The sequence below is a fragment of the Enterobacter cloacae complex sp. P47BA genome (genome assembly GCF_014930485.1).
Classification (GTDB): Bacteria; Pseudomonadota; Gammaproteobacteria; order Enterobacterales; family Enterobacteriaceae; genus Enterobacter; species Enterobacter bugandensis.
On sequence record NZ_JADBRF010000010.1, the window covers coordinates 38,973 to 53,460 of the forward strand.

General features: G+C 57.2%; 15 protein-coding genes. 11 read left to right on the forward strand and 4 right to left on the reverse strand.

The genetic code is table 11. The features are described from left to right. Positions 1-13: 13 nt before the first annotated feature. Positions 14-1,204, reverse strand: coding sequence for an NO-inducible flavohemoprotein (gene hmpA, locus IM299_RS11760; RefSeq protein WP_193357516.1), 1,191 nt, complete (start codon positions 1,202-1,204; stop codon positions 14-16). Between the two features lie 303 nt (positions 1,205-1,507). Here hmpA and glyA point away from each other — a divergent pair, with 303 nt between their 5' ends. After that, the gene (glyA, locus tag IM299_RS11765; RefSeq protein WP_025757663.1) at positions 1,508-2,761 is read left to right on the forward strand and encodes a serine hydroxymethyltransferase; all 1,254 of its coding nucleotides are present in this window, start codon (positions 1,508-1,510) and stop codon (positions 2,759-2,761) included. A 54-nt stretch (positions 2,762-2,815) separates the two neighbouring features. On the opposite strand, the gene IM299_RS11770 is transcribed toward glyA, so the two are convergent. Beyond that, positions 2,816-3,238: a DoxX family protein gene (locus IM299_RS11770; protein WP_028014082.1), complete on the reverse strand. Its 423-nt coding sequence runs from the start codon at positions 3,236-3,238 to the stop codon at positions 2,816-2,818. A gap of 172 nt (positions 3,239-3,410) precedes the next feature. On the opposite strand from IM299_RS11770, the gene IM299_RS11775 reads away from it, so the two are divergent. Then, a complete protein-coding gene (locus IM299_RS11775) occupies positions 3,411-4,550 on the forward strand; it encodes a 3-phenylpropionate MFS transporter (protein WP_048960048.1) in 1,140 nt (379 codons plus the stop codon). Here the strand turns inward: IM299_RS11775 and csiE are convergent, their stop codons facing one another. After that, on the reverse strand, positions 4,551-5,828 hold the full coding sequence (gene csiE / locus IM299_RS11780) for a stationary phase inducible protein CsiE (protein ID WP_041908697.1): 1,278 nt from the start codon (positions 5,826-5,828) through the stop codon (positions 4,551-4,553). A 125-nt stretch (positions 5,829-5,953) separates the two neighbouring features. Between csiE and IM299_RS11785 the strand changes: the two genes are divergently transcribed. Then, positions 5,954-6,592, forward strand: a complete 639-nt coding sequence (locus tag IM299_RS11785) for a DUF1007 family protein (RefSeq protein ID WP_028014079.1) — start codon at positions 5,954-5,956, stop codon at positions 6,590-6,592. After that, on the forward strand, positions 6,583-7,575 hold the full coding sequence (locus IM299_RS11790; RefSeq protein ID WP_041908699.1) for a nickel/cobalt transporter: 993 nt from the start codon (positions 6,583-6,585) through the stop codon (positions 7,573-7,575). Before IM299_RS11785 ends, IM299_RS11790 begins: the two co-directional genes overlap by 10 nt. A 5-nt stretch (positions 7,576-7,580) precedes the next feature. Here IM299_RS11790 and suhB read toward each other — a convergent pair whose 3' ends face one another. Beyond that, positions 7,581-8,384, reverse strand: a complete 804-nt coding sequence (gene suhB / locus IM299_RS11795; RefSeq protein WP_028014077.1) for an inositol-1-monophosphatase — start codon at positions 8,382-8,384, stop codon at positions 7,581-7,583. Between the two features lie 132 nt (positions 8,385-8,516). On the opposite strand from suhB, the gene trmJ reads away from it, so the two are divergent. The 7 genes from trmJ (at position 8,517) to hscA (ending at position 14,487) form a co-directional block, all read left to right on the forward strand. Next, the gene (gene trmJ, locus IM299_RS11800; protein ID WP_028014076.1) at positions 8,517-9,242 is read left to right on the forward strand and encodes a tRNA (cytosine(32)/uridine(32)-2'-O)-methyltransferase TrmJ; all 726 of its coding nucleotides are present in this window, start codon (positions 8,517-8,519) and stop codon (positions 9,240-9,242) included. A gap of 216 nt (positions 9,243-9,458) precedes the next feature. Further along, on the forward strand, positions 9,459-9,950 hold the full coding sequence (gene iscR, locus IM299_RS11805; protein ID WP_008502158.1) for a Fe-S cluster assembly transcriptional regulator IscR: 492 nt from the start codon (positions 9,459-9,461) through the stop codon (positions 9,948-9,950). Positions 9,951-10,067: 117 nt separating this feature from the next. Next, positions 10,068-11,282, forward strand: coding sequence for a cysteine desulfurase (gene iscS, locus IM299_RS11810; protein ID WP_003860663.1), 1,215 nt, complete (start codon positions 10,068-10,070; stop codon positions 11,280-11,282). Positions 11,283-11,306: 24 nt separating this feature from the next. After that, positions 11,307-11,693, forward strand: coding sequence for a Fe-S cluster assembly scaffold IscU (gene iscU / locus IM299_RS11815; RefSeq protein WP_003860661.1), 387 nt, complete (start codon positions 11,307-11,309; stop codon positions 11,691-11,693). Between the two features lie 13 nt (positions 11,694-11,706). Further along, positions 11,707-12,030, forward strand: coding sequence for an iron-sulfur cluster assembly protein IscA (gene iscA / locus IM299_RS11820; protein ID WP_003860659.1), 324 nt, complete (start codon positions 11,707-11,709; stop codon positions 12,028-12,030). Between the two features lie 76 nt (positions 12,031-12,106). Continuing rightward, a complete protein-coding gene (gene hscB, locus IM299_RS11825; RefSeq protein ID WP_048957760.1) occupies positions 12,107-12,622 on the forward strand; it encodes a co-chaperone HscB in 516 nt (171 codons plus the stop codon). A 14-nt stretch (positions 12,623-12,636) separates the two neighbouring features. Next, positions 12,637-14,487 (forward strand): Fe-S protein assembly chaperone HscA, encoded by a 1,851-nt coding sequence (gene hscA / locus IM299_RS11830; RefSeq protein ID WP_045260179.1) that lies wholly within the window; start codon positions 12,637-12,639, stop codon positions 14,485-14,487. The last annotated feature ends 1 nt before the right edge of the window (position 14,488 follow it).

Below are 14,488 nucleotides of genomic sequence, written 5' to 3' on the forward strand. Positions count from 1 at the left end.
GGGGCTTTTTGCGTTACAGCACCTTATGTGGCCCGAAACATTCGTAATGAATGTTGTCTTTATTCACGCCCAGCTCAACCAGCTGCTTCGCGGTATACTGCATAAACGCCACGGGTCCACAGACGTAGAACTGCATTTCCGGCGCGCTAAACGCCCCTTCCATCTGGCTTAAATTCATCAGTCCTTCGCTGTCAAAGCGTGCAGCAGTGTGGTCTGCCTCCGTCGGCAGGCGATACCAGGTATGCGCGGTGAAACGCGGCAGGGTCGCTCCCAGCGCTTTCACTTCATCCGCAAAGGCGTGCACGTCGCCGTTCTCCGCTGCGTGGAACCAGTTAACCTGCGCGCTGTGGTTTGCTTTCGCCAGCGTATCGAGCATCGCCAGCATTGGCGTTTGGCCCACGCCCGCGGAGATCAGCGTGACCGGGGTATTGGTTTCAATGGCCATAAAGAAGTCGCCCGCCGGCGCGGCCAGATGAACCACGTCGCCCACGCTCGCTTCGTTATGCAGCCAGTTGGATACCTGACCTCCGTCCTCGCGCTTCACCGCAATGCGGTAGCCTTTGCCGTTTGGTTTGCGGGTCAAAGAGTACTGGCGGATCTCCTGATGCGGGAAGCCTTCAGGCTTCAGCCATACGCCCAGATACTGGCCCGGCTGGTAATCGGCCACCGGCTGGCCGTCAACCGGCTCAAATTCAAAACTGGTGATAAGCGCGCTGCGCGGCGTTTTCTCGACGATACGGAAGGCGCGCGTTCCTTCCCAGCCGCCGTTCTTGCTGGCGTTTTCGCTGTAGATCTGCGCTTCACGGTTGATAAACACGTTTGCCAGCACGCCGTAGGCTTTACCCCAGGCGTCCAGCACCTCCTGGCCCGGGCTGAACATTTCGTCCAGCGTTGCCAGCAGGTGAGTGCCGACGATGTTGTACTGCTCGGGTTGGATCTGGAAGCTGGTGTGCTTCTGGGCGATTTTTTCCACCGCAGGCAGCAACGCCGCCAGGTTTTCGATATTGCTGGCGTAGGCCGCGATGGCGTTGAAAAGCGCTTCACGCTGATCGCCGTTACGCTGGTTGCTCATATTGAAAATCTCTTTGAGCTCCGGATTGTGCGTGAACATGCGATCGTAGAAATGGGCGGTAAGTTTAGGGCCGGTTTCCACCAGCAGGGGAATGGTGGCTTTAACGGTAGCGATGGTTTGAGCGTCGAGCATGGCAGCTTCCTTCTGATATTATCTAATGATGTATTTTAAATGCATCTTATAAAAAATACCCATGCTTTGTAAATGGTTCTTTGCAAGATGAAAAATACGCATCACAAACCTGAAAAGAAATCCGCTGGAAATAGTGAGATCTTTATTCCTCAAACCCTTGCGTGGCGTGAAGGAAAACGTTTGCGTAAAATCGTTTGTCAAGACCTGTTATCACAGAACTATTCAGTTATACTGTTGCCCGTCGTCCAACAGGACTGCCTTTTCAGGCCAAAATTTACTTGTTAGCTGAGTCAGGAGATGCGGATGTTAAAGCGTGAAATGAACATTGCCGATTATGATGCCGAACTGTGGCAGGCTATGGAGCAGGAAAAAGTACGTCAGGAAGAGCACATCGAACTGATCGCCTCCGAAAACTACACCAGCCCGCGCGTAATGCAGGCGCAGGGCTCTCAGCTGACCAACAAATACGCTGAAGGTTACCCGGGCAAGCGCTACTACGGCGGTTGCGAGTACGTTGATATCGTTGAGCAGCTGGCTATCGACCGTGCGAAAGCACTCTTCGGCGCTGACTACGCGAACGTTCAGCCGCACTCCGGCTCTCAGGCTAACTTCGCTGTTTACACCGCGCTGCTGCAGCCGGGCGATACCGTTCTGGGTATGAACCTGGCGCAGGGCGGCCACCTGACTCACGGCTCCCCGGTTAACTTCTCCGGCAAACTGTACAACATCATTCCTTACGGTATTGATGAGTCCGGTAAAATTGACTACGAAGACATGGCTAAGCAGGCCAAAGAGCACAAGCCGAAGATGATCATCGGTGGCTTCTCTGCTTACTCCGGTATCGTTGACTGGGCAAAAATGCGTGAAATCGCAGACAGCATCGGCGCGTACCTGTTCGTTGACATGGCGCACGTTGCGGGCCTTATTGCCGCAGGCGTTTACCCGAACCCGGTTCCTCACGCTCACGTTGTGACCACCACTACTCACAAAACCCTGGCGGGTCCACGTGGTGGCCTGATCCTGGCGAAAGGCGGTGACGAAGAGCTGTACAAAAAACTGAACTCTGCCGTGTTCCCAAGCGCGCAGGGCGGCCCGCTGATGCACGTTATCGCCGCAAAAGCGGTCGCGCTGAAAGAAGCGATGGAGCCAGAGTTCAAGGTGTATCAGCAGCAGGTTGCTAAGAACGCCAAAGCGATGGTGGAAGTGTTCCTGAACCGTGGCTACAAAGTGGTATCCGGCGGGACTGAAAACCACCTGTTCCTGCTGGACCTGGTTGATAAGAACCTGACCGGTAAAGAAGCTGACGCTGCCCTGGGCCGCGCCAACATCACCGTGAACAAAAACAGCGTGCCAAACGATCCGAAGAGCCCGTTCGTGACCTCCGGTATCCGTATCGGTTCTCCGGCCGTGACGCGTCGCGGCTTTAAAGAAGCGGAAGTGAAAGAGCTGGCTGGCTGGATGTGTGACGTTCTGGACAACATCAATGACGAAGCGGTTATCGAGCGCGTCAAAGGTAAAGTTCTGGATATCTGCGCACGCTTCCCGGTATACGCATAATTCCTCTGCTTTGCAGAAATAAAAAAGGCCGCGCTTGCGGCCTTTTTTTATGGCTTAACGTCGGTCCAGGGAAATGGCCCCCGGTCCCACAATCGCCAGCAAAATAAACGCGCCAGCAATACTGACGTTCTTGTAGAAATTAATCATATTCGGCACAACCGCATCTCCGGTCATATCCCAGTAGTGGTGACCGATAATCGCCGTGCCCAGCGTATAGAAGACAAAGAGCACCGCGAGGGGGCGGGTGAAAAAGCCGAGCACGATCAGGATAGCGGCGGGAACCTCCATTACTACGGCGATAATGGCCGCCAGCATCGGCATGGGGGCACCGAGCGACGTCATATACTGAACGGTGCCGCTAAACCCCGTCAGCTTGGGATAGCCAAAAATAATAAACAGGACAACGATGGCAATACGGGCAATCAATAGCAGGAAGGAGCGTGAGGAGCCGAAATCGAAATAACGTAAGCTGTTCATGGCAAACGACCTCTTCAGGCGATGTCTTTTAAACGTAATACAATTTTGCCGCTCACGCCATACGCCGACCGGCTGTCCAGGACGTTAATTTATCGTTAATTTATAGCGCGCTAACGACTTGCTAAAGTGCAGGATAAACGCCAGACTATCGCCTCCATTTCGGGAGGGATTCATGGTCTTGCATTCCACGCGCTGGCTGGCGCTCAGCTACTTCACCTACTTCTTTAGCTATGGTATTTTTCTGCCTTTCTGGAGCGTCTGGCTCAAGGGAATTGGTTTGACGCCAGAAACCATCGGCATTCTGCTGGGCGCGGGGCTGGTGGCGCGTTTCCTCGGAAGCCTGCTGATTGCCCCCCGCGTCAGCGATCCCTCCTTACTGATTAAAGCGGTGCGCATTCTGGCCCTGCTGACGCTGGTCTTCGCGGCCTGCTTCTGGGTCAGCCACCAGTTTGCCTGGCTGATGGTGGTGATGGTTGGCTTTAATCTGTTCTTCTCCCCGCTGGTACCCCTGACTGATGCGCTGGCGAACACCTGGCAAAAGCAGATCACCATGGACTATGGTCGCGTGCGCCTCTGGGGATCGATTGCCTTCGTGATCGGCTCGGCGCTGGTGGGGAAACTGGTCAGCCTTTATGACTACCGCGCGATTCTGGCGCTGCTGAGTATCGGTATTGCCTCGATGCTGCTGGGCATGCTGCTGCGCCCGTCGGTGATGCCGCAAGGGGAGAGTCGCCATCAGGAGAGCGCCGGCTGGCCCGCCTGGCGGAGCCTGGTGGCCCAGAGCTGGCGTTTTCTTGCGTGCGTCTGTCTGCTTCAGGGGGCGCATGCGGCGTACTATGGCTTCAGCGCCATCTACTGGCAGGGAGCGGGCTACTCGGCCTCTGCGGTCGGTTACCTGTGGTCGCTGGGGGTGGTGGCCGAAGTCATTATTTTCGCCCTGAGCAAAAAGCTGTTCCGCCGCTTCGGCGCGCGCGATCTGCTGCTGCTTTCCGCGGTCTGCGGCGTGGCGCGCTGGGGGATTATGGGCTGGACGACCGAACTGCCGTGGCTGATTGTGGCGCAGATCCTTCACTGCGGCACCTTCACCGTGTGCCACCTGGCGGCGATGCGCTATATCGCGGCGCGCGAGGGCGGGGACGTGATCCGTCTGCAGGCGGTCTACTCTGCGGTGGCGATGGGCGGCAGCATTGCGGTGATGACGGTCTTTGCGGGCTTTCTGTATCAGCATCTGGGACACGGCGTGTTCTGGGTCATGGCGCTGGTGGCGCTCCCGGCGATGTTTGTTCGACCGAAAGTGGCCGCACGGGCGTAGCTACGATTCCAGCATGGCGCGAATATGTTCCTGCTGCTGCGCGTTAAGTGATTCAACCGCGTGGATCAGCGGCGGCGAGAACAGCGGCAGCACGGTAGGATAGGGGGTGACAACCAGCGCGGCTTCGCGCGGTGCCCCCTCTTTCTGGAACGCCTGCAGCGTCAGATAGCGAATGTTGAGCGGCAGCAGGGTTAATTCGCGCAGCTGCTGTTCAATCACCTCCTCACAGGATTTATCCTCCCCGGTCAGCAGCACTACCTGTTTTTCATGCAGATCGGTCTCCTGCATCAGCCAGGCGCCGAAAATAACCGCTACCAGCGCCATCTCTTCATCGGAGAACCGCAGCCCAAATTCGGCTTCCAGCTCAAAGAGTGCCTCTTTCGTGGTGCGTAACAGCCGGGGATAGAGACGGTGAATTTCCTCAGGCAGGCTATTGTCGATACCGATCTCAAACAGCGAGCGGTCCAGCGCCTGAGCCAGATGGATATACAGCTGATCGGTCAGCCCCTGCTCATCGCTGAAGTTCATCCCGGTCTGGGAGCGGAAACGGGCCACCATGCGCACAATGGCGCGGCGGAGGCGCTGATCCTGCTGGTGTTTATCAAGCACCGGATCGGGCGTGCGGAGCATCATAAACAGCAGCGCCAGAAACAGCTGCTCGTCCACGTGCGCGCCCTGCGGCACGCGCCGCTTCCAGTGACGAACAATCTCCTGCGCCGTAAAATACTCTCCCCGCGACTGGGTCCAGCTGCGCTGCGCGTGGGAAAACTGCGGCGTATTCCCTAAGTGGTGCTGGATGAGGCAGTATTGCAAGTAGAGCTGTAAGAACTGGACGTCCCGGCATTCAAACTGACGCTGCAGCTTGCGTGAGCAGAAGCCGATCAGCGCCCGCAGATTAGCATCGTCGTAGAGCGGCCGCGCGATGCCGTGCTGTTTAAGCGCAGTTTTTAAGGCTGGGGTAAACTGGTGCGAGACAAACTGCGGACAAAGGCGGAGCGCCCTGCGCAGCCAGTGCAGCAGACATAAACGCTGATTCAGGGCAGTGCCTTCAATTCGGTAGCTACCGTCATGGTGCGTGACGATATCCAGCCGGTGATAGCGCTGGATTTCATCGCGCGTCTCGGCTATATCTTGCCGTGCCATGACCTCGTCCACGCCGTTGGCAGCGATTATGCTCTGTGCGGTGACGGCAGCATCGGGCAGGTAAAGCATCAAAAGCACCTGGCAGCGGCGCTGCGAACTGGAAAGCACAGATGGAATTTCAAGCGTCGTCATCATCTGTCGGGTATCCAGTGTGAATGTTTGATAAGAATAGCTAAAGGATGGGCGCTGAAAAGCGCGCCGGCAGGCCTTTCACTCAGGATTGCTGGGGAACATCACAGAATTTTTGACGTGAGGAATTGATGCAGACAGTTAAACAAAATGCGATGGCGTTATTTTTGGCGGTTATCACCTTTACCGCCAGCGCACATCCTCACAGTTTTATCAGCCTGAAAACCGAGCTGGTCACCGACGGCACGCAGCTGAGCGGCCTGAAAATGCGCTGGACGATGGATGAAATCACCTCGGCGGATCTGCTTTATGATGCGGGTAACGCGAAGCCCGGCGACGAAATCTGGAAAAAGCTGGCGGCAGAAGTGATGGCCAACGTGCTCGGGCAGCACTACTTCACCGAGTTCTGGCATAACGGACAAAAGGTGAAGTTCCTCAATCGCCCGACAGAATACGGCATGTCCCGCGACGGACATCAGGCGGTGCTGACGTTCGTGCTTCCACTGGCGCATCCGCAGCCGCTGGCAGGACAAACCTATACGTTTTCTACCTTTGACCCAACATACTACGTCGATATGAGCTACGCCGAGGACAGCGACGTGCAGCTTCCTGCGTCGTTGCAAAAAACCTGCAACATTACGGTTCACACCCCGAAGCCCAGCGAAGAGACGCTGAATTTTGCTGTCTCTCTTGATAAAGAGGATGCCCCACCGGAGGACATGGAACTGGGTAAACAGTTTGCGCAGAAGGTAACGTTACAATGTCAGTGATCTCCTCTCCGGTACGAAAGCCGCGCCGCTGGCTGCACCTCTGGCCGCTGGCGCTTTTTCTACTGCTCACCGTTTGCGGTTCGCTCTGGCTGTGGCAGGCCTGGCCGCAGGTGATGATGAAAAGCATCATCTGGCAGCGTGAGGTCAACCAGCAGATGAGCGGGCTGCTGAAGGCGGTGGCGGAGAACCCGACCAAAGCGGGCGGTTCTCTGCTGGCGTTCAGCTTTATCTATGGCGTGCTGCACGCGCTGGGGCCGGGGCACGGCAAAATCGTCATCACCACCTGGCTTGCCACCCATCCGTCGAAGCTGAAATCAAGCATTGGCCTGACGCTGGCCTCTTCGCTGCTTCAGGGGGGCGTGGCGATTGCGCTGGTGGTGGTTGTGCTTTCGCTATTACAGCTTCCCGCGCGCCAGCTGCACCTGAGCAGCTTCTGGCTGGAGAAGGGCAGCTATGCGCTGGTCGGCGTGCTGGGGCTGATCCTCTGCTGGCGGGCGCTGAAAAAGCTGCGCGCGCTGCTGCAAAAGCCCAAATTCAAAACCTTTACGCCGCACCACGTGCATGATGAACACTGCGGCTGCGGGCATCAGCATCTGCCGACGCAGGAACAATTACAGAGCGGTGACGACTGGCGCGCGCGGCTGATGATAGTTCTCTCTATGGGGATGCGCCCGTGCTCGGGGGCAATCATGGTGCTGCTGTTCAGTAAAGTGATTGGCGTGTTCGGCTGGGGCATGCTCTCGGCGCTGGCGATGGCGGCAGGAACCTCTCTCACCATTTCGTCTTTGGCGTTGCTGGTTCACAGCTTCCGTCAGCTTGCGGTAAAACTCAGCGGCAATAAAACGCCGGTACTGTGGCGGCAGGTAGGATGGACAACGCTCGCGCTGGCGGGGGGAGTGATTCTGCTGGTGGCGGCGGTAACGATGTGGATGAGCGCGGCGCCGTTTAGCACCCTCTCCCCTTTGGGGAGAGGGCTGAGATGAGGAGATTAACGCTTCAGCGCATCGCTCAGCTCGTCACGCATATTGGCCAGCATGGCTTTAACAACGCGTGGGTTACCCGCAACGATGTTGCCGGTGGTCATGTAGTTGTGGCCGCCGGTGAAGTCGCAAACAATCGCGCCTGCTTCACGTGCGATCAGCTCGCCCGCAGCGAAGTCCCACGGCTTCAGTGACAGTTCGAAGTAACCGTCAACGCGGCCGGTTGCCACGTAGGCCAGATCCAGCGCAGCAGAGCCGGTGCGACGGAAGTCTGCGCATTCGGTGAACAGCTTGCCCAGGATATTCATATAGGTGGTTGCGTGCTGCTTCGCCTTGAACGGGAAGCCGGTCGCCAGGATGGTGCCGTCCAGATCGCGTGCATTGCTGCAGCGCAGACGGTAGCCGTTCAGCTGCGCGCCCTGACCGCGGGTCGCGGTGAACAGTTCGTTACGCATTGGATCGTAAACAACGGCGACTTCAGTACGGCCTTTAATGCGTACTGCGATTGACACAGAGAAGTGTGGCAGGCGTTTAACGAAGTTGGTGGTGCCATCCAGTGGATCGATAACCCATTGAACATCCTGATCGGTACCTTCATGTTCACCGCTTTCTTCGGTGATGATGGTGTGCTGCGGGTAAGATTTGCGGATCGTTTCGATAATAATCGCTTCTGCGGCTTTATCGACGTTAGTCACGAAATCATTGCTGCCTTTCTGGCTGGTTTCTACGGAGTCTGGCGTTTCGTAGTGTTTGGCAATTACATTACCCGCCTTGCGCGCTGCGCGCACGGCGATGGTCAGCATCGGATGCATCGGTCTCTCTCACTGGATGTTAAAGAACAGGAAAATCGGCGCAGAGTATAGCAGCGGGATCGGATTATGTCTCCCGTTTATGATAATATGCCCGAATATTCTTCAGACACTGAACCCAGACATCTAAAAATTATGCTGCAAAACATTCGAATCGTGCTGGTCGAAACATCGCACACCGGCAACATGGGCTCCGTTGCCCGCGCTATGAAAACCATGGGCTTAACGAACCTGTGGCTGGTTAATCCGCTGGTGAAACCAGACTCTCAGGCTATCGCCCTGGCGGCCGGGGCCAGCGACGTGATCGGTAATGCGCAGATCGTTGATACCCTCGACGAAGCGCTGGCCGGCTGCAGCCTCGTTGTCGGCACCAGCGCGCGCTCACGCACGCTGCCGTGGCCGATGCTGGATCCGCGTGAATGCGGCCTGAAAAGCGTCTCAGAAGCAGAGCAGGCGCCGGTTGCGCTGGTGTTTGGCCGCGAGCGCGTTGGCCTGACCAACGACGAACTGCAGAAGTGCCACTACCACGTGGCGATTGCCGCCAACCCGGAATACAGCTCGCTGAACCTGGCAATGGCGGTGCAGGTTATCGCTTACGAGGTGCGTATGGCGTGGCTGGCGACGCAGGAGAAGCAGGCAGAACCGAAAGAAGAGACGGCCTACCCGCTGGTGGACGACCTTGAGCGTTTCTACGGTCACCTGGAGCAGACGCTGCTCGCTACCGGCTTCATCCGTGAAGGCCACCCTGGCCAGGTAATGAACAAGCTGCGCCGCATGTTTACCCGCGCGCGTCCGGAAAGCCAGGAGCTGAACATCCTGCGCGGAATTCTGGCGTCGATTGAGCAGAAGAATAAAGAGTAGTGCCGATTTCCCCCTCTCCCCGTGGGAGAGGGTTGGGGTGAGGGCATCAGGCCGCACCTATATTATGAAGGCACAGAAGGTTAAATACCTGACTAAAACAGTCAAGTAAATAGTTGACCATTTTAGTCAGGAATGTCAGACTTGGCCCTGCTATGCAATACCCCCATTTTACAATAAAAAACCCCGGGCAGGGGCGAGTTTGAGGTTAAGTAAGACATGAGACTGACATCTAAAGGGCGTTATGCCGTGACCGCGATGCTGGACGTTGCGCTCAACTCCGAAGCGGGCCCGGTTCCGTTGGCTGATATTTCTGAACGACAAGGGATCTCCCTCTCTTACCTGGAACAGCTGTTCTCCAGACTGCGTAAAAATGGACTGGTGTCCAGCGTTCGTGGCCCGGGCGGCGGTTATCTGCTGGGTAAAGACGCGGGCAGTATTGCGGTTGGCGAAGTGATTAGCGCGGTGGATGAATCCGTTGACGCAACCCGTTGCCAGGGTAAAGGCGGCTGCCAGGGCGGCGATAAGTGCCTGACCCACGCGCTGTGGCGCGATCTGAGCGACCGTCTAACCGGCTTCCTGAACAACATCACCCTCGGTGAACTGGTCAATAACCAGGAAGTTCTGGACGTATCAGGTCGTCAGCACAGCCATGATTCACAACGCAGCACCCGCGCGCAGGACGCTATCGACGTCAAATTACGCGCGTAATAAAACGATAAGTATTTCAGAATCAGGCCGGGGTGGTCACACCCCGCGTACTCGGTCGTACATCCAGCCGGTTGCCTGATTCCTTGCATTGAAGCGATGTACGGAGTTTATAGAGCAATGAAATTACCGATTTATCTCGACTACTCCGCAACCACGCCGGTGGACCCGCGTGTTGCCGAGAAAATGATGCAGTGTCTGACCCTGGACGGAAACTTTGGTAACCCAGCTTCCCGTTCACACCGTTTTGGCTGGCATGCTGAAGAGGCGGTGGATATCGCCCGTAATCAGATTGCTGACCTGGTGGGTGCCGACCCGCGTGAGATTGTTTTCACCTCCGGTGCGACCGAATCCGACAACCTGGCGATCAAAGGTGCAGCCAACTTTTATCAGAAAAAAGGCAAGCACATCATCACCAGCAAAACCGAACACAAAGCCGTGCTGGACACCTGCCGCCAGCTGGAGCGTGAAGGGTTCGAAGTGACCTATCTGGCGCCGCAGAGCAACGGTATTATTGACCTGAAAGAGCTCGAAGCGGCGATGCGTGACGACACCATCCTGGTCTCCATCATGCACGTTAATAACGAAATCGGCGTCGTTCAGGACATCGCCACCATCGGCGAAATGTGCCGCGCGCGCGGTATCATCTACCACGTGGACGCGACCCAGAGCGTGGGCAAACTGCCTATCGACCTGAGCCAGCTGAAAGTAGACCTGATGTCCTTCTCCGGCCACAAAATCTATGGCCCGAAAGGGATCGGCGCGCTGTACGTTCGTCGTAAGCCACGTATCCGCATCGAAGCACAGATGCACGGCGGCGGTCACGAGCGCGGCATGCGTTCCGGTACGCTGCCTGTTCACCAGATCGTGGGCATGGGCGAAGCGTACCGCATTGCGAAAGAAGAGATGGAAACCGAGATGGCGCGCCTGCGCACGCTGCGTAACCGTCTGTGGGACGGCGTGAAAGATATGGAAGAAGTGTATCTGAACGGCGATCTCGAGCAGGGCGCGCCGAACATCCTCAACGTCAGCTTCAACTATGTTGAAGGCGAATCGCTGATCATGGCGCTGAAAGACCTGGCCGTTTCTTCCGGTTCTGCCTGTACGTCTGCAAGCCTGGAGCCATCCTACGTGCTGCGCGCGCTGGGTATGACTGACGAGCTGGCACACAGCTCTATCCGTTTCTCTTTAGGTCGTTTCACTACCGAAGAAGAGATTGACTACACCATCAAGCTGGTTCGTAACTCCATTGGCCGTCTGCGCGACCTTTCTCCACTGTGGGAAATGTTCAAGCAGGGCGTGGATCTGAACAGCATTGAATGGTCACATCACTAATCGGTATATAAGGAGAATTCAATCATGGCATACAGCGAAAAAGTTATCGATCATTACGAGAACCCGCGCAACGTTGGCTCTTTTGACAATAGCGATGAATCTGTCGGTAGCGGCATGGTTGGTGCGCCGGCGTGTGGCGACGTAATGAAGTTGCAGATTAAAGTCAACAATGAAGGTATCATTGAAGACGCGCGCTTCAAGACCTACGGCTGCGGTTCTGCAATTGCGTCCAGCTCCCTGGTCACCGAGTGGGTGAAGGGCAAGTCTCTGGACGAAGCACAGGCAATTAAGAACACGGATATTGCTGAAGAACTCGAACTGCCGCCGGTGAAAATTCACTGTTCAATTCTGGCAGAAGACGCGATCAAAGCCGCCATTGCGGATTACAAAAGCAAACGTGAAGCAAAATAATTGAGGTTTGAGTATGTCGATTACCCTTAGCGACAGCGCTGCCGCGCGAGTAAGCTCTTTTCTGGCGAACCGTGGTAAAGGCTTTGGCCTGCGACTGGGCGTACGTACCTCCGGCTGTTCTGGTATGGCTTACGTACTGGAGTTTGTTGACGAGCCGGCGTCTGATGACACCGTGTTTGAAGACAAGGGCGTGAAGGTGGTGGTCGATGGCAAAAGCCTGCAATTTCTCAACGGCACTCAGTTGGACTTCGTAAAAGAAGGCCTGAACGAAGGGTTCAAATTCACGAACCCGAACGTCAAAGACGAGTGTGGTTGCGGCGAAAGCTTCCACGTTTAACCGCGCGTCATCCGAAACCCCACCGTGGCTTTGCTGCGCGTGGGGTTTGTTCTAACAGGCTACCCCTGAGATTGTTATGGATTACTTCACTCTCTTCGGACTACCCGCTCAATACCCGATCGATCTTCAGGCGCTGACGGTCCGTTTTCAGGATCTGCAGCGTCAGTATCATCCGGATAAATTCGCCAGCGGGACGCAGGCAGAGCAGCTGGCTGCGGTATCGCACTCCGCGACCATCAACCAGGCCTGGCAGACGCTGCGCCATCCGCTGGCGCGTGCAGAATATCTGCTCTCGCTCCACGGCTTCGATCTGGCGAGCGAACAGCACACCGTGCGCGACACCGCGTTTCTGATGGAACAGCTGGAGCTGCGCGAAGAGCTGGATGAGATTGAACAGGCCAAAGACGAAGCGCGTCTGGAACGTTTTATCACGCGCGTGAAGGGCATGTTCGATACCCGCCATCAGCAGATGGCGGAGCAACTGAACAACGAGACCTGGGACGTGGCGGCAGACACTGTGCGCAAACTCCGTTTTCTCGATAAACTGCGAAGCAGCGCTGAACAACTCGAAGAAAAGCTGCTCGATTTTTAATTTCGGAAGCAATTATGGCCTTATTACAAATTAGTGAGCCTGGCTTAAGCGCCGCACCGCACCAGCGTCGTCTGGCGGTCGGTATTGACCTGGGCACCACCAATTCCCTCGTGGCGACCGTGCGCAGCGGCCAGGCGGAAACGCTGGCCGACGAGCAGGGCCGCCATCTGCTGCCTTCCGTGGTCCACTACCAGCAGCAGGGTCACGCGGTCGGCTATGACGCCCGCGCCAACGCCGCGCGCGATCCGGCCAACACCATCAGCTCCGTAAAGCGCATGATGGGCCGCTCGCTGGCCGATATCCAGACCCGCTACCCGCACCTGCCGTATCAGCTGCAGGCCAGTGAAAACGGTCTGCCGATGATTGCCACGGCGGCCGGCCTGCTGAACCCAATTCGCGTGTCTGCTGACATCCTCAAAGCGCTGGCGGCGCGCGCGACGGCGACGCTTGGCGGCGATCTGGACGGCGTAGTGATCACCGTTCCGGCCTATTTTGACGACGCACAGCGACAGGGCACCAAAGACGCCGCGCGTCTGGCGGGCCTGCACGTGCTGCGCCTGCTGAACGAACCGACGGCGGCGGCGATTGCCTACGGCCTCGACTCCGGTCAGGAAGGGGTAATTGCGGTCTACGATCTGGGCGGCGGCACCTTTGATATTTCTATCCTGCGCCTGAGCCGCGGGGTATTTGAAGTGCTGGCGACCGGCGGGGATTCCGCGCTCGGCGGCGATGATTTCGACCATCTGCTGGCGGACTACATCCGCGATCAGGCGGGCATCAGCGATCGCAGCGATGCGCGCGTTCAGCGCGAACTGCTGGATGCGGCCATCGACGCCAAAATTGCGCTGAGCGATGCGCAGTCGGTCAGTGTTAATGTCGCAGGCTGGCAGGGTGAAATCACCCGCGACCAGTTCAGCGAGCTGATTGCGCCTCTGGTTAAACGCACCCTGCTGGCCTGCCGTCGCGCATTGAAGGATGCGGGCGTGGAGGCTGACGAGGTGCTGGAAGTGGTCATGGTGGGCGGCTCAACACGCGTGCCGCTGGTGCGCGAGCGCGTGGGCGAATTCTTTGGCCGCACGCCGCTGACCTCCATCGACCCGGACAAAGTGGTTGCCGTCGGCGCCGCTATCCAGGCCGATATTCTGGTTGGCAACAAGCCGGACAGTGAAATGCTGCTGCTGGACGTCATCCCGCTGTCTCTCGGTTTAGAAACCATGGGCGGCCTGGTGGAGAAAGTGATCCCGCGTAACACCACCATTCCGGTGGCGCGTGCGCAGGAGTTCACCACCTTCAAAGACGGCCAGACCGCGATGTCCATCCACGTGATGCAGGGCGAGCGCGAACTGGTGCAGGACTGCCGCTCTCTGGCGCGCTTTGCGCTGCGCGGCATCCCGGCGCTGCCAGCTGGCGGGGCGCATATCCGCGTGACCTTCCAGGTAGATGCGGACGGCCTGCTGAGCGTCACGGCGATGGAAAAATCGACCGGCGTGGAGTCGTCCATCCAGGTGAAGCCGTCCTACGGCCTGACCGATGGCGAAATCGCCTCCATGATCCAGGATTCAATGAGCTACGCCGAGCAGGATGTGAAGGCGCGTATGCTGGCTGAACAGAAAGTTGAAGCCGCACGTGTGCTGGAAAGTCTGAACGGGGCGCTCGCTGCCGATGCCGCGCTGTTAAGCGCCGCCGAGCGTCAGGTGATTGACGAGGCTGCCGCGCGCTTACGCGCAGTCGCCGAAGGCAATGACGCTGACGCAATAGAAGAAGCCATTAAAAACGTTGATAAACAAACCCAGGACTTCGCCGCTCGCCGCATGGACAAATCTGTCCGCGTCGCGCTGAAAGGCCAGTCCGTGGACGAGGTTTAAT

Coding starts and splice junctions, on each gene's coding strand:
- hmpA (WP_193357516.1), bottom strand. CDS start 1,204: ATGCTCGACGCTCAAACCATCGCTACCGTTAAAGCCACCATTCCCCTG.
- glyA (WP_025757663.1), top strand. CDS start 1,508: ATGTTAAAGCGTGAAATGAACATTGCCGATTATGATGCCGAACTGTGG.
- IM299_RS11770 (WP_028014082.1), bottom strand. CDS start 3,238: ATGAACAGCTTACGTTATTTCGATTTCGGCTCCTCACGCTCCTTCCTG.
- IM299_RS11775 (WP_048960048.1), top strand. CDS start 3,411: ATGGTCTTGCATTCCACGCGCTGGCTGGCGCTCAGCTACTTCACCTAC.
- csiE (WP_041908697.1), bottom strand. CDS start 5,828: ATGATGACGACGCTTGAAATTCCATCTGTGCTTTCCAGTTCGCAGCGC.
- IM299_RS11785 (WP_028014079.1), top strand. CDS start 5,954: ATGCAGACAGTTAAACAAAATGCGATGGCGTTATTTTTGGCGGTTATC.
- IM299_RS11790 (WP_041908699.1), top strand. CDS start 6,583: ATGTCAGTGATCTCCTCTCCGGTACGAAAGCCGCGCCGCTGGCTGCAC.
- suhB (WP_028014077.1), bottom strand. CDS start 8,384: ATGCATCCGATGCTGACCATCGCCGTGCGCGCAGCGCGCAAGGCGGGT.
- trmJ (WP_028014076.1), top strand. CDS start 8,517: ATGCTGCAAAACATTCGAATCGTGCTGGTCGAAACATCGCACACCGGC.
- iscR (WP_008502158.1), top strand. CDS start 9,459: ATGAGACTGACATCTAAAGGGCGTTATGCCGTGACCGCGATGCTGGAC.
- iscS (WP_003860663.1), top strand. CDS start 10,068: ATGAAATTACCGATTTATCTCGACTACTCCGCAACCACGCCGGTGGAC.
- iscU (WP_003860661.1), top strand. CDS start 11,307: ATGGCATACAGCGAAAAAGTTATCGATCATTACGAGAACCCGCGCAAC.
- iscA (WP_003860659.1), top strand. CDS start 11,707: ATGTCGATTACCCTTAGCGACAGCGCTGCCGCGCGAGTAAGCTCTTTT.
- hscB (WP_048957760.1), top strand. CDS start 12,107: ATGGATTACTTCACTCTCTTCGGACTACCCGCTCAATACCCGATCGAT.
- hscA (WP_045260179.1), top strand. CDS start 12,637: ATGGCCTTATTACAAATTAGTGAGCCTGGCTTAAGCGCCGCACCGCAC.